Source organism: Nonomuraea turcica, assembly GCF_030718205.1.
Taxonomy (GTDB): domain Bacteria; phylum Actinomycetota; class Actinomycetes; order Streptosporangiales; family Streptosporangiaceae; genus Nonomuraea.
Genome location: NZ_JAUZQF010000009.1, coordinates 144,023 through 156,483, shown reverse-complemented (window position 1 = coordinate 156,483; position 12,461 = coordinate 144,023). Strand labels below are relative to the sequence as shown.

The 12,461-nt window shown below is 69.1% G+C and carries 14 protein-coding genes and 3 pseudogenes; 2 read left to right on the top strand and 15 right to left on the bottom strand.

All coding sequences use genetic code 11. The features are described from left to right. Positions 1-52: 52 nt before the first annotated feature. The 4 genes from Q9G87_RS23945 to Q9G87_RS23930 all read right to left on the bottom strand — a co-directional run bounded on the left by Q9G87_RS23945 (position 53) and on the right by Q9G87_RS23930 (position 3,955). Positions 53-712: a TetR/AcrR family transcriptional regulator gene (locus Q9G87_RS23945; RefSeq protein WP_305918683.1), complete on the bottom strand. Its 660-nt coding sequence runs from the start codon at positions 710-712 to the stop codon at positions 53-55. A gap of 67 nt (positions 713-779) precedes the next feature. Then, positions 780-1,553: an SDR family NAD(P)-dependent oxidoreductase gene (locus tag Q9G87_RS23940; protein WP_305918682.1), complete on the bottom strand. Its 774-nt coding sequence runs from the start codon at positions 1,551-1,553 to the stop codon at positions 780-782. A 36-nt stretch (positions 1,554-1,589) separates the two neighbouring features. Then, entirely contained in the window at positions 1,590-3,155 is a 1,566-nt protein-coding gene (locus Q9G87_RS23935; RefSeq protein ID WP_305918681.1) for an AMP-binding protein, read from the bottom strand. Further along, the gene (locus tag Q9G87_RS23930) at positions 3,152-3,955 is read right to left on the bottom strand and encodes an enoyl-CoA hydratase/isomerase family protein (protein WP_305918680.1); all 804 of its coding nucleotides are present in this window, start codon (positions 3,953-3,955) and stop codon (positions 3,152-3,154) included. Before Q9G87_RS23930 ends, Q9G87_RS23935 begins: the two co-directional genes overlap by 4 nt. A 48-nt stretch (positions 3,956-4,003) precedes the next feature. Between Q9G87_RS23930 and Q9G87_RS23925 the strand changes: the two genes are divergently transcribed. After that, positions 4,004-4,813: an enoyl-CoA hydratase/isomerase family protein gene (locus Q9G87_RS23925; protein ID WP_305918679.1), complete on the top strand. Its 810-nt coding sequence runs from the start codon at positions 4,004-4,006 to the stop codon at positions 4,811-4,813. A 194-nt stretch (positions 4,814-5,007) separates the two neighbouring features. Here Q9G87_RS23925 and Q9G87_RS23920 read toward each other — a convergent pair. The 11 genes and pseudogenes from Q9G87_RS23920 to Q9G87_RS23880 form a co-directional block, all read right to left on the bottom strand. Continuing rightward, positions 5,008-5,244, bottom strand: a pseudogene (locus tag Q9G87_RS23920) (LuxR C-terminal-related transcriptional regulator); the annotation flags it as partial. A 205-nt stretch (positions 5,245-5,449) separates the two neighbouring features. Then, positions 5,450-5,743: a hypothetical protein gene (locus Q9G87_RS23915; protein WP_305918678.1), complete on the bottom strand. Its 294-nt coding sequence runs from the start codon at positions 5,741-5,743 to the stop codon at positions 5,450-5,452. Positions 5,744-5,801: 58 nt separating this feature from the next. Continuing rightward, complete coding sequence (locus Q9G87_RS23910; RefSeq protein WP_305918677.1) at positions 5,802-6,002, bottom strand: CocE/NonD family hydrolase; 201 nt, start codon at positions 6,000-6,002, stop codon at positions 5,802-5,804. 16 nt (positions 6,003-6,018) lie between these two features. Next, complete coding sequence (locus Q9G87_RS23905) at positions 6,019-6,897, bottom strand: alpha/beta fold hydrolase (protein WP_305918676.1); 879 nt, start codon at positions 6,895-6,897, stop codon at positions 6,019-6,021. A gap of 28 nt (positions 6,898-6,925) precedes the next feature. Beyond that, positions 6,926-7,741: an oxidoreductase gene (locus Q9G87_RS23900; protein WP_305918675.1), complete on the bottom strand. Its 816-nt coding sequence runs from the start codon at positions 7,739-7,741 to the stop codon at positions 6,926-6,928. Between the two features lie 75 nt (positions 7,742-7,816). After that, the gene (locus Q9G87_RS23895) at positions 7,817-8,020 is read right to left on the bottom strand and encodes a hypothetical protein (RefSeq protein WP_305918674.1); all 204 of its coding nucleotides are present in this window, start codon (positions 8,018-8,020) and stop codon (positions 7,817-7,819) included. A 73-nt stretch (positions 8,021-8,093) separates the two neighbouring features. Further along, positions 8,094-8,270 (bottom strand): annotated as a pseudogene (locus tag Q9G87_RS60745) (TetR family transcriptional regulator); the annotation flags it as partial. Between the two features lie 142 nt (positions 8,271-8,412). Next, on the bottom strand, positions 8,413-8,982 hold the full coding sequence (locus Q9G87_RS23890; RefSeq protein WP_305918673.1) for a TetR/AcrR family transcriptional regulator: 570 nt from the start codon (positions 8,980-8,982) through the stop codon (positions 8,413-8,415). Between the two features lie 177 nt (positions 8,983-9,159). Beyond that, complete coding sequence (locus Q9G87_RS60740; RefSeq protein WP_371825811.1) at positions 9,160-9,414, bottom strand: hypothetical protein; 255 nt, start codon at positions 9,412-9,414, stop codon at positions 9,160-9,162. A gap of 126 nt (positions 9,415-9,540) precedes the next feature. Continuing rightward, entirely contained in the window at positions 9,541-10,416 is an 876-nt protein-coding gene (locus Q9G87_RS23885) for an MIP/aquaporin family protein (protein ID WP_305918672.1), read from the bottom strand. Beyond that, a complete protein-coding gene (locus tag Q9G87_RS23880) occupies positions 10,400-12,274 on the bottom strand; it encodes a glycoside hydrolase family 15 protein (protein WP_305918671.1) in 1,875 nt (624 codons plus the stop codon). The genes Q9G87_RS23885 and Q9G87_RS23880 overlap by 17 nt, the downstream gene beginning before the upstream one ends. Here Q9G87_RS23880 and Q9G87_RS60735 point away from each other — a divergent pair. Continuing rightward, positions 12,258-12,461: pseudogene (locus tag Q9G87_RS60735) on the top strand (hypothetical protein); the annotation flags it as partial. The gene Q9G87_RS23880 and the pseudogene Q9G87_RS60735 sit on opposite strands and share 17 nt — an antisense overlap.

Genomic DNA, 12,461 nt, shown 5'->3' with positions numbered 1-12,461 from the left:
CCCTTCCGCGCTGCAAAGAACACTCTCGCCACCAACCAGCGTGCTCCCGCGATCAGCTCACCAGGAACCGCGTAGGTTCGCCGATCTCCAGGTCCACGCGCCGCACGGGGCGACCCTCGCGTGCGGCGCGAACCATGGCCAGGCCCCCGTCGGCGTAGCTGTGGCACAGCTCCGGCAGGGTGAGGTCGCCGCTGGGCTGGAACCAGTGGGACACCGCGGTGCACATCTCCAGCAGGCCGATGGTCAGCGCTTTGGGATGCGAGACGGTGAACACGCCCTCGGCGACGCCTCCTTCCACTGTGGTCCGCCACACGTTCTCGTAGGAGTCGCGCAGGCCCACCACGCGGTCGCGACGCTCACCGGACAGCGCCCGGATCTCGGTGTCGCTGACGATCTTCGCCAGCCGGTCGGTGACGTGTTCCCACACATGCTGCTCGATCAGCATCGCCAGGCGTCGGCAGGGTGTCTCCAGCGCCTGATACGCCTGGTCGGCGGCTTGTTTGAGCGGGGCGGTGCTGGTGAACATGATGTCCACCAGCAGGTCGTCCTTGCTGCCGAAGTGGTGGTAGAGCGAGGACAGGGTGACGCCGGCCTGTGTGGCGATGTCGCGGATGCCCGTGCCGTGGAACCCTCGCTCGGCGAAGAGGCTGATGGCTGCCGAGCGGATACGACGGGGCGTTTCCGCCGCATCGGCGGCGCGCGGGCGCGGCATCGTTCGGCTCCTACCTGACGAGACCATCTCGTGTGCTGAACCTACCGGATTGCGATCACTGCTGCCGTCACCCGGCCATCGTCAGGCCGCCGCTGACGGACAGGATCTGGCCGGTGACGTGTGCCGGGGACGCGGCGAAGAAGGCGACCGCCTCGGCGATCTCCTCGGGCTGGGCGAGGCGCCTGTCGGGGGTGGCGCGGACGATCGCGTCCATGGTGGCCGCGGCGCGCTCGTCCTGCTTGATCTCTTCGAGCAGGGGGGTGTCGGTGGGGCCGGGGCACACGCAGTTGACGGCGATGCCGTGGCGGGCGGTCTCCCTGGCGATGGACTTGGTGAAGGCGATCGTGCCGCCCTTGCACGCGGCGTACACCGCCTCGCCGGAGGAGCCGACGCGTCCGGCGTCGCTGGCCACGTTGACGATGCGGCCTCCGCCGCGTGCGACGAGCCAGGGAAGGGCGAGGTGAGTGGCGTTGAACACGCCCTTCAAGTTGATGTGGATGAGCTTGTCCCACAGCGGCGGCTCGGTGTCGGCGAATCGCTTCACGTGATCCCAGCCGGCGTTGTTGACCAGGATGTCCAGGCCGTTCAGCCGTGTGCAGGCCGCCTCCACGACCTCGTTCATGGACGCGTGGTCGCCGACGTCGGCGGTCAGCGCGAAAGCGTTGGGCACCTCGTCGGCGAGCGCCTGCGCGGCTGCGGCGTCGAGGTCGATGACGGCGACGGCGGCGCCCGACGCGGCCAGTCTGCGGACGATCGCGGCGCCGATGCCCTTCGCGCCGCCGGTCACGATCGCCGTGGCGTTGCCGAGAGCGGGGTGGTTGAGGGAAGAGGCGTTGGTCATTGTGGAACCCTTGTCGTCGGTGGCGGAAAGCGGTGGTCAGTCGCGCGTTTCGCGGTCGAAGGTGTGGGGGCCGGTTCCGCGTGACTTGAGCACGCGCTTTTCGATCTTCTCGGTCGGCGTCTTGGGCAGCGGACCGGTGAACTCGACGTAGCGCGGCAGCATGTGGCGGGGTAGCCGGTCGTCGCAGTAGGAGAGCAGGGCGCGGGTGTCCAGGCTCTCGCCCGGCCGAAGGGACACGACCGCCATCACGTCCTCTTCTGTGAGGTCGCTCGGCACGCCGAACGCCGCCACCTCCAGCACGGCGGGATGCCGGCTGATCACCGCCTCGATGTCCAGGGCGGAGATGTTCTCCCCGCGTCGGCGGATCACGTCCGCGCCCCGGCCGACGAAGTAGAAGTAGCCGTCGTCGTCCCGGCGGGCGAGATCTCCGGTGTGGAACCACAGGTCGCGCCACGCCTGGACGGTGACCTCGGGCATGCCGAGGTACTCGTTCAGGATCACGTGCGGCTCAAGGGGCCGGATGCAGATCTCCCCCACCTCGCCGGTCGGCAGCTCGAATCCGTCGGGATCCAGAACCTTGACGTCGAACGGGTGGACGGGACGTCCGCACGCCCCAGTGCGACGTGCCTCACCAGGACGGTTGTACAGCACGATCCCGGTGTCGCTGAGGCCGTACACCTCGACGAGCTCGACGCCGAACCTGCGCTCGAAGTCACCTGCCCACTGCGGGAGCGGGACGCCCCAGCCGAGCCGGGCGGGGTTGTCAGCGTCGTCGGGTGCGGGCTCCTGTTTGTCCAGCATGGTCAGCGTCGCGCCCATGAAGTCGAAGACGGTCGCCTGGAAGCGGCGCACCTGGTCCCAGAACCGCCGCACCGAGAAGCGCTCCACCAGTGCCGCGGTCGCGCCGAGCAGGAGCGCGGGGGCGACGGTGAAGATCGCGGCATCGGCGTGGAACAGCGGGAAGGGGCAGAACAGCACGTCGTCAGCGGTCAGACCGAGCTGCTCGGAGAAGACCTCCGCCTGCCGGAGCACATACCGGTGCGGCAGCACACAGGCCTTTGAGCGGCCGGTGCTGCCGGAGGTGAACAGCAGAATGCTGGGGTCTCCCGGACGGGTGTCGTGACGGGGTGCAGAGGACGCGGGCGCCGCCAGGTCCTCCCAGCGCCGGAAGGAAGCGGCATCGGCGTGGGCATCGGCCTGGCTGCGGACGAAGACCGCGCGCAGGTTCACCTCGTTCAGCAGCGCTTCCCCCAGCGCCGGCAGGAACTGTTCATCGACGATCGCGACCTCGGCCCTGGACGTCCGCAGGGCGGCCGCGATCCCATCGCCCAGCAGCGCCGTGTTCACCGGCGCCGCCACGGCCCCGATCCGGCCCAGAGCCAGCCAGGAGATGACGAACTCGACGCAGTTCGGCAGGACGAGAGCCACGCTCTGCCCCGCGCACACGCCGTCGTCCGCCAAGCCGGCGGCCACCGACTGGACTCGCGCGGCCAGTTGGCGGTAGGTGAGTGCGTCGTCCTCGACCCGCACTGCCAGGTGGTCGGGCCGGGTACGGGCGTGCTGGTCGACGAGGTCGCTGAGGGTGCGCACGTCTTCGATCATGACCGAGCCTCCCTTCGCGCCCGGCGAGCCTCGAACTCGCGCAGGTTAGTCTCGGCCACGTCGGTGCGTCGCGCCTCTCCGACCGTGACCGCCTCGCGTTCCAGCGCACGCAGCAGATCCTCATGACCGCCGTCGCTGATCAACCGCCGGGTCAGCCGGACGGCCTGCGCGCGGCTCGCCAATTCCGCACCGAGTGCGACAGCCCGGTCGAGGACCTGGTCACCGGGCAGGACCTCGCTGACCAGGCCGGCGGCCAGGGCCCACGTCGCGTCGTAGGTCCGTCCGGTGAGCAACATGTCGCGCGCACGTCCGTGCCCGACCAGGGACGGCAGCAGCACCGACGCCCCATTCGTGCACACCAGGCCCCAGGCCACCTCCGGGCAGGCGAATACGGCGTCCCGGCCGGCCATCCGCAGGTCGCAGGCCAGGGTCAGTTCCAGGCCGCCGCCCATCGCCGCGCCGTTGATCGCGGCGACACTCGGCTTGTCGGAGGTGAGCAGCACTCTCGTAACGCGTTGCAGCCCCTCGATGGTCTCGTCGAAGGTCTCGGTGTCGGTGCGGGCCGCCTCCGACAGATCGTCGCCCGAGCAGAACGCCGAGCCCGTACCGGTGAGCACGATGGCTGCCGTCTGGTCGTGCCCGTCCGCCTCGACGAGCGCATCGATGAGGTCGCACACCATCTGGCGGGACAGCGCGTTGCGCCTTTCTGGCCGGTTCAGCGTCACCACCGACACCGGCCCTTGATGGTGGAGCAGCACTCGTCCGGCGTGGCTGTCAGCGGCTGGGATTGGGAATTCCATTGACACGAATGTATTGTATCGATCGATCGATACTATGCAAGGAGGATCATGGACGGGTATCCGGAATACCAGCGGCTGGACCTGAGCTGGGTCTCGGAAGGTGTCCTGCGGATCACCATCAACAACCCCCGCCGCGCCAACGCTCTGGATGCGGTTGGCCACGGGGAGATCACCCGAGTCTGGCGCGACGCCGAGGCCGACCCACGGGTGCGCGCCGTCCTGGTGACCGGGGCGGGCCGCACATTCAGCGCGGGCGGGGACCTCGACTGGGTCCGCAGCCTGGCCGACGACCCGCAGGCCCGGACCGCCGGGCTCCGCGAAGCTCGCGAACTCGTGACCAACCTCATCGAGTTCACCAAACCAGTGGTGTCGGCGGTACGCGGGGCGGCGGTTGGAGCGGGACTCGTCGTGGCCCTGCTCGCTGACGTCTCTGTGGTCGCCAAGGACGCCCGGCTGATCGACGGCCACACAAAACTGGGCGTCGCCGCCGGTGACCACGCGGCCCTCGTCTGGCCGCTGCTGTGCGGACTGGCCAAGGCCAAGTACTACCTGCTCACGTGTGACCCGCTGGACGGCGCGGAAGCGGAGCGCATCGGCCTGGTCTCACTCGCGGTCGACGATAGCGAGGTGCTCGACAAGGCCACCGACGTCGCCATCCGGCTCGCGGGCGGTGCTCCCACCGCGTTGCGCTGGACCAAACAGGCGCTCAATTCCTGGTTGCGAACTGCCACCCCGCATTTCGACGCTGCTTTGGCGCTCGAATTCCTCGGGTTCGCCGGGTCGGAGGTGCAGGAAGGCATCGCCGCGCTCCAGGAGAAACGTCCCCCCGTGTTCCAGCCGGGCTCTCGGTCGGCATGAGGCGGGTTCACGGTTGAGAGTGGAGAGGTGGGGTGATCGCCGTTCGGGGGCTGAAGGCGAGCAATTGCACGCGAAGGTCGCCAGCGCTGGGAGCCTCGCCGCGCCTCCACCCCACGCCGGGCGAAACGATCACAGCTAACACTACGGGCCGCTGGCGCCCCGGCCTGGCTGGCATCGGCTAAGACGTGGGTGTCCACCGTGCGGACCGACAGCACGAGCCAGTCAGCGATCTCGGCGTTGGTAAGGCCCTGAGCGAGGAGGCCGACGACCTCCACCTGGCGTCCACGGGCATCAGCAACGAGAACTGGGTTCCCCTCCCGCCTCCGGCTTCGGGTCGATCGTCTCGCTGGTCGGAGACACACGCGCGAAGCACCGCTCGTGCGATCGCGCTGAGGGCCTGTCAGCGTAAATGGCGGTGATAGGCCAGCCATCGGGTTGGGTGAGCTGCTTGCGGCAGTCATCAACAATGCTGGCCGTCATTACGGCATGCCGTCATGACGTCATGATCAAGGATCTGGCGGGGGGCGGGCTAGGGGCACCAGCCGTTGTGTTGGCAAGTCGGCTCGTGGAACAGGTCCGCGGTCTGCTCTTCTTCGAGCAGCCGGGCGAGCACGAAGTCGGCGAGAGCACCGGCGCTCATGGGTCTTGATCCAAAGCCCCCTGAGCCGTGCTATCCGACGGAACATCTACCAACAACCGCCGTACCTGCTCGTGCGACATCCCCGCATGCTGACCGATCCGACGCAACCCCCAGCCTTCCCCCCGCGCGTCCGCCATCGCTGCCCTCGACGCCGCCGCGACCACGCTGTCCAGCATCACCCGCAACTCCGCGAGCCGCCGCAACCTGATCGCCGGAGCCAACCCAACCAGCTCGGCACAGAACCGCTCAACATCCGACCGGATGAACGCGACACCCTCGAACTCCGCCATCCAGCAAGACTGACCTGGTCAACCCACTGGCGTCAACAAATGTGACAGTAACCCCGGTTCACCGGAGGTTTCCTACTCGAGGGCCCCACTCCCCCTCAGAGGCGAAGCGGCCACGGGTGTCCTGTAGGACGACCATGAAGCCGCGCCTGGCCGCCGCCGCGGGGTCGAGCACCATGGCCACCATGGGCGACTGCTTGCCGTACGGCAGCCGGCTCAGCAGCACCGGCCACGGTCCCGTACCGCCGGGCCGGGTGATCACTCCGGTCTCGGGCCGGTCACGCCACCGCGTTCAACAGGTCGGCCAGCATGTCGGGCCGTTCCAGAGCAATGAAGTGGCCCGCTCCCGGCACCTGCGTGAAATCGGCGGCAGGCAGCAGCTCCTTGTTGGCCTCCCGGTCCGACCACCGGGACCAGTCCTTCTCCCCGTAAACGAGATGAATGGGGGCCTTGACCGCGGTGTAGCGCGCGCGGGCCGCGATGAGGCTGGGCAGGCTCTGGTATACGGCCCGGGCAACAGTCGGATAGCCGGGCCGGCTGCCCACCTGGAGGAGCTCGTCCACGTAGTCCGCCCGCAAAGCGGTCTTGTCCACCAGCCCGCCCCGCAGGATCCTGCGGAGGATGGCCTTGGGCTCCACCCCGGCGACCACCGGGCCCACCCCCGGAGTGAGAACACCGCCGACCACCACACGGGCGAGGAGACCGGACCGGGCGATTCCGCCGCGGTAATCGTAGGTATTCACCGCAACGACGCGCCGTACCCGCTCCGGCAGATCGGCCGCGGTGGTCAGGGCGAGCACCGCACCCATGGACTCCCCGACCAATGTCACGTCAGAGAGGTCGAGTTCGGCGAGGAGCCGTTCGACGCCCGCGCGCATCGCGGGCTCCTGGTACGACGCACCAGGCACGATCTCGGAGTAGCCCATCCCCGGGAGATCGAGGACGTACACGGTGTACTGGTCGGAGATCAAGGGGATGAGGAAGCGGAAGTGCTCGGCCTGCGTTCGCACGGTGTGCAGCAGGACCAGGGGGGCACCCGTGCCCGCCTTGAGGTAACGCAGCGTTCCCTCATGGCTGTGGCGCCTTCCGCGCGGGGCGATGGTGTGGCTGGTGGTCCCCGGAATATGGATCGTGGGACGCGCCTCTTGGCTGGGCATATCGCCGGCTCCCTGTGGCGGGCAGGAGTCAACCGGCCAGCTGGTTGAGCTTGCGGATCTGCTTGTCGAAAACCCGGGCAGGAGCGATGCGACGCAGTGTGCTTGCGCGTCCGGCCAGGGATCCGGCGGTGTAGCGCAGCTTCGGCTTCGGGTCGGTCGCTGCCTCGACGATCACCTTGGCGACGACGGTGGGGTCGTCGCCGTCCTTGATCGCTGTCTCCATCATGCGGTCGAAGGCGCGCCGTTGGTCCGCGTAGACCTGCAGGGGCGTGTCGGGCCGCGGGCTGTTGGCCTCGAATCCGGTGGTGGTGTAGGCGGGCTCGACGAGAAGCGCCCGGACGCCGTACTCGCGGACCTCGTGGTCCAGGGACTCGGAGTATCCCTCGATCGCATGCTTGGAGGCGGCGTAGGCGGCCATGTAAGGCGAGGGGAGGAAGCCGACCACGGAGGAGAGGTTGATGATGCGCCCGCGTCCTTGAGCGCGCATTCGGGGCAGGACGGCCTTCGTCATCCGCATCACCCCGAAGACGTTGACGTTGAAGAGGTCCTGGGCCTGCGCGACGGAGCTTTCCTCAACGGCACCGATCGCGCCCATGCCGGCGTTGTTGACCAGCACGTCAATCCGCCCGAACCGCTCGAACATCTGCTGGACCGCGGCGGTGACCGACTTGTCACTGGCCACGTCGAGGTCGAGGAAGGTCACACCGTCGAGCGGGGTGACGCGCGAGGTGTCACGGCTTGTGCCGACCACGTCGAAGCCCGCTTCGACCAGCGCGAGCGCGGCCGCTTTTCCGATGCCGGATGACGCACCCGTCACGAGTGCTACCGGCCGATTTGTCGCCATCCTGGACTCCCTAGCTCAGTGAGAAAACCGATCGGTTTCCCTCACTGTAAACCGACCGGTTTCCCCGGTGCAAGCTCAAACAGGAAACAGATCCAGGCGCGTCACCCTTCGTTCACGTTGCCCCGCCAGCAGAGGGGTCAGGGTGCGAGCGTCGCCGGGGCCAGACGCATCCACCCACGCCACGATGGCACGGGCGATGCTCTCGGAGGCTTCAGGCGCGGGCAGGTCCTGAGGGGCGGTGGCGGCGGTGGCGGTGACGCCGCGCAGGAAGGCCATCACGGCGGACAGGACGTCTGCCGGCCGCAACCCCGTCCGTACTGAAGCCCGGGGATTCGGCCTGCGCCTTCGCCGTTCAGGCGGCGGGAGGCCGGTCCTCGCAGTTCAGTTCGCTCAGGGCAGGTGCGGCGTGGCGGCGCCACCCGGCGGAGATCGCCTCCTCCAGCAGTCGGGTCTTGTCCCGGAAGTGGTGGTGGACGGCGCCGCGCGTGACCCTCGCGCGGGCGCCGATGGCCTCGTAGGTGGCCTCTTCCCGCCCGTGCCGGCGAACACCAGGATGGCGGCCTCCAACACCCGGGCACGGGTGGCCGCCGCCTCTTCAGCAGTGCGCTTCATTGATACATCGCGCGACCTCCGGGCTCTGGCCCTGCTGCCCGACCCGGAAAGGTGATGCGTCAGTGCACGCCTGCCGCATCGAGAAGGGTGACCACGGTGGGCGCGATGAGCCCTGTCAGGGTGTCGGCTCCGATCCCAGCACGGGCGCTGGCGCCGTCGAAGACCACGCTGAGCTGGCGGGCCAGCAGGTCCGGGTCGCTCGCCCCACCGTGCTCGGCCTCGGCACGGAAAAAGGCCATCAGGTTCCCCTTGACCCGGTGCGCCACCTGGCTCGCAGGGTGGCTCTGGTCCTTGAGCTCGATCTGCACAGCGAGGTACTGGCAGCCTCGGAACTCGGGCGCACCCGCCTGCACCTCCACCTGCTCGAAGACGTGCAGGATCCGCTCGCGGGGTGAACGGCCATCGTCCGCCTCAGGCAGGAGCTTCTTCACGAAGGCAGACGAGCGCTCCTCCAGGCTCGCTGCCAGCAGTTCGTCCTTGCTCTCGAACAGCTGGTACATGGAGCGCTTGGACACCCCCGCCGCCTTGCACAGCGCCTCGATGCCGATGCCGACACCGTTTCGGTAGGTGAGCGTGGCCGCCGCCTCCAGCAGTCGCTCTCGGGGACTTAGCCTCACTTCGGTGGTCATACTGCGAGGTTAACCCCATTCCTGCGAAATGAAAACCGATCGGTTTCCAGCGTGTGCTGCGGCGATACCCGCTGCTGATAGCCGCCGGGCACTTCCTCGCCGCCGCGTCACAGGGGAACGCGACGAGTTCGGCGGAAGCTCGTGGACCGCACACCACCTCCGGCAGACGGACACTCGTCACCCCCTGAAGCCTGGCCTGCGTCCGGAACGCCTCCTCGAACGCCGTCGCGCGATCAGTCGCGATCCCGACGTAGTCCACCTGCAGGTCCAGAGCCTGCCGGGCGAGCGTCTCCAGGTTGCCGCCCCCGGGCCGAGATCGCCTTGATGCAAGCGGGCGCGGTTGCGCTCGATCACATCGATCGCCTGGGTGCCGATGGATCCAGTCGATCCCAGAAGGACCAGGCTGCGGGGCTCGGGGAGGACAGAAGTCATGATCGGACGCTACTGGCCTATGAGGCGTGACGGCTAACAGGTGATATATCACCGTCGGTGATGCGCAGTGCCGCCAGGTGGGTGGCCAGGCCGCCGATTCCTTCCGGGGATATACGGCGATCGCCTTCATCTTCGGTGCTCCCTCCGTGAGCGATGGTGACGGGCGCCCGGTCGCCACCGGCCGAAACCGATGGGCGACAGAGCTGCGGAGCGGGTGCGGACGGGCCGCTGGATGCGGTCCTCGGGTGAGGTGTAGGCGCAGTTCAGGAAGCGGCATGGGTAGGCCTGGTCGTGCATGAGCTTCGCGCAGGCCACGGTCCCCCACAGGCGCCGGTGCAGCAGCGCCGCGGTGAGCGCGCCGAGTGTCGGTGCCACGAGGTATACCCACAGTCCCGTCCAGGTGCCGCCGACCAGCGCGGGGCCGATGCTGCGGGCGGGGTTCAGGCTGGTGCCAGACACCGGCGCCTCGGTGAACACCAGTACGGCCACGAGCGATGACGCGGCGGCCGCGGTGTACGGCATCAGGCGCGGGCTGTCGACGAAGGTGAGGATCAGCGTGAGGAGCAGGAACGTCATCACGGCCTCGGCGACCAGCGCGGTGGCCGCGCCGCCGAGCCCGGGTACAGTCGCGCCGACCCGCACGCTGGCCGCCGCACCGTCCCACACCAGAAGCGCCGCCAGCGCGCCGGTGCTCGCGCCCGCCACCTGCGCTGCGGCGTACTTCAGCGCCGAACCGGACGTCATCTTGCCCAGCACCCAGAACGCGGTCGTGACCGAGGGGTTCAGATGGCCGCCGCTGATCCGGCCAAGTGGCGAGTAGATAATCCCCGCCGCCGCAGTAGAGGTCAGGACGCCCGTCAGGAGCCTCCGCAGGTCCTCGTTCGGCACCGTATCGACGAGCGGCGAGCCGGGTGCGAAGCCTGCGACGGTCGCGCTGACGACGAGCAGTAGCAGGAGCGCCGTGCCGGCGAACTCGGCGGTGACCTCACGCCATCCGACCATTGCCGTTTCCCCGGCCCGCGCCGGCCGCCCCGCCGGCCCGCGCGGTCCGTTCGGCCTCGTCGATGGCCCAGGCGGCGTTGATGAGCCCGATGTGGCTGAACGCCTGCGGGAAGTTGCCGAGCAGCTCGCCGCTCCTGGGGTCGGCCTCCTCCGACAGCAGGCCCACGTCGTTGGTGTACGCGGCGGCTCGCTCGAATGCCTCCCTGGCCCGGCCGACCTGCCCGGACATGGCGAGCGCCTGCGCCAGCCAGAACGAGCACAGCAGGAAGGTGCCCTCCTCGCCAGCGAGGCCGTCGATGCCGTCCGCGGTGCGGTAGCGGTAGACCAGGCCCTGGTCGTCGGTGAGCCGGTCCGTGACGGCGTCGATCGTGGAAAGCACTCGCGGGTCACCCGCGGGAAGGAAGCCGACGATCGGCACCATGAGGGCGCTGGCGTCCAGCTCGTCGGAGCCGAAGGCCTGCGTGAACGCCCCCACCCGATCGTTCCAGCCCTCGCGCAGCAGGGTTTCGCGGATCTCGGCGCGGGTCCGCCGCCAGGACTCGACACGCTCCTGCGCCCGTAGGAGGCCGGCGAGGGCGATGCCGCGGTCCAGCGCCACCCAGCACATGAGCTTGGAGTACAGGAAGTGCCGCGGCTCCCCGCGTATCTCCCAGATGCCCTGGTCCTTTTCCATCCAGCGCTCGGCCGCGGTGTCGGCGCAGGCGACGAGGAAGCGCCGGACGTCGTCGTCGATGTCGCCGATCTGGTGTTCGAGGCGCATGGCCGCATCGAGTAGCTCGCCGTACACGTCGATCTGCCGCTGGTTCCACGCGTCGTTTCCGACGCGTACCGGTCGGCTGCCGCGCCAGCCGCGCAGGTGCGGCAGAGTGCGCTCGCTCAGGTCGTGCTCGCCGCGGACGCTGAACATGATCTGCAGCGCGCGGTCCTTGCCCAGGGATGGGGCGGCGGTGGTGAGGAAGGCGAAGAAGTCGCCCGCCTCGTCGGGGCAGGCCGCGACCCACAGGGCGCCCATGGTCAGTGACGCGTCCCGTACCCACGTGTACCGGTAGTCCCAGTTGCGCTCGCCGCCGGCCCATTCGGGCAGCGACGTCGTGGCGGCCGCGACGATCGCGCCGCTGGGCTGGAAGGACAGTGCCTGCAGCACCCGCCCGCTGTGGTGCACCAGGTCGCGCCACGGGCCGTCGTAGGCCTGGTGGAGGCTGGACCACGACTGCCAGGCGACGATCGTGTCGTCCAGCCGGGCCGCCAGTTCCGCCTGGTCCCACACCCGCGAGGGAGTCTCCTGCAGCGTCGAGTGGTGCATCCCGAAGTGCCGTGTCTCGCCCTCTCGCACCGTGAACACGCCGTATCCGCTGCAGTCGCCGATGCCGAGGGGGACCGGCGTGGTCAGCACGAGCCACTCGGCACCGCCGCGGGCGGTCACGCCGCCGTCGACGACGGACAGGATCGGGTAGATCAGGCCGTACTCCGGCCGGGGCCGGTACTCCATCTCCATCGGCACCTCGCCGCCGACGCCGGACACCCGTCGGGCGAGCAGGTGCGGCACACCGACGCCAAGCCGGTGGCCGCCGTCGTCCGGGCCGGTGAGCAGGGCGTCGGTGAGAACGACCGTGCCGCTCCCGGTGCGGAAGGTGGTCTCCAGCACCATCGTCTGCGGTAGGTAGCGGCGCGTCGTCTCATACGGGACGGCCGGGCGGATCGCCCAGTGCCCGGCCTCGTCGTCCAGCAGGCTGGCGAAGACGGACGGCCGGTCGAACCGAGGGAAGCACAGCCACTCGGCCGACCCGTCCCGGCTGATCAGGCCGGCGGAATGGCGATCGGACACCAACGCGAGGTCGGCGATGGGTGTGCTGCTCATCAGTGCTCCCGGCTGCCATTGGCATCAAGAACTGGTCGAACTGTCCGCACTGGATCCTGGCGATGTCGTCAATCCCGACGCCTTGTTTCCGACCGACCGGCCCAGCGGCACGACCCTGCCCGGACGGCTTACGATCGTGGGCAGCGGATACCAGGGCATCGAGTTCGCCTCAATCGACCGCGGGTTC

Coding starts and splice junctions, on each gene's coding strand:
- Q9G87_RS23945 (WP_305918683.1), bottom strand. CDS start 712: ATGCCGCGCCCGCGCGCCGCCGATGCGGCGGAAACGCCCCGTCGTATC.
- Q9G87_RS23940 (WP_305918682.1), bottom strand. CDS start 1,553: ATGACCAACGCCTCTTCCCTCAACCACCCCGCTCTCGGCAACGCCACG.
- Q9G87_RS23935 (WP_305918681.1), bottom strand. CDS start 3,155: ATGATCGAAGACGTGCGCACCCTCAGCGACCTCGTCGACCAGCACGCC.
- Q9G87_RS23930 (WP_305918680.1), bottom strand. CDS start 3,955: ATGGAATTCCCAATCCCAGCCGCTGACAGCCACGCCGGACGAGTGCTG.
- Q9G87_RS23925 (WP_305918679.1), top strand. CDS start 4,004: ATGGACGGGTATCCGGAATACCAGCGGCTGGACCTGAGCTGGGTCTCG.
- Q9G87_RS23915 (WP_305918678.1), bottom strand. CDS start 5,743: ATGGCGGAGTTCGAGGGTGTCGCGTTCATCCGGTCGGATGTTGAGCGG.
- Q9G87_RS23905 (WP_305918676.1), bottom strand. CDS start 6,897: ATGCCCAGCCAAGAGGCGCGTCCCACGATCCATATTCCGGGGACCACC.
- Q9G87_RS23900 (WP_305918675.1), bottom strand. CDS start 7,741: ATGGCGACAAATCGGCCGGTAGCACTCGTGACGGGTGCGTCATCCGGC.
- Q9G87_RS23890 (WP_305918673.1), bottom strand. CDS start 8,982: ATGACCACCGAAGTGAGGCTAAGTCCCCGAGAGCGACTGCTGGAGGCG.
- Q9G87_RS60740 (WP_371825811.1), bottom strand. CDS start 9,414: ATGACTTCTGTCCTCCCCGAGCCCCGCAGCCTGGTCCTTCTGGGATCG.
- Q9G87_RS23885 (WP_305918672.1), bottom strand. CDS start 10,416: ATGGTCGGATGGCGTGAGGTCACCGCCGAGTTCGCCGGCACGGCGCTC.
- Q9G87_RS23880 (WP_305918671.1), bottom strand. CDS start 12,274: ATGAGCAGCACACCCATCGCCGACCTCGCGTTGGTGTCCGATCGCCAT.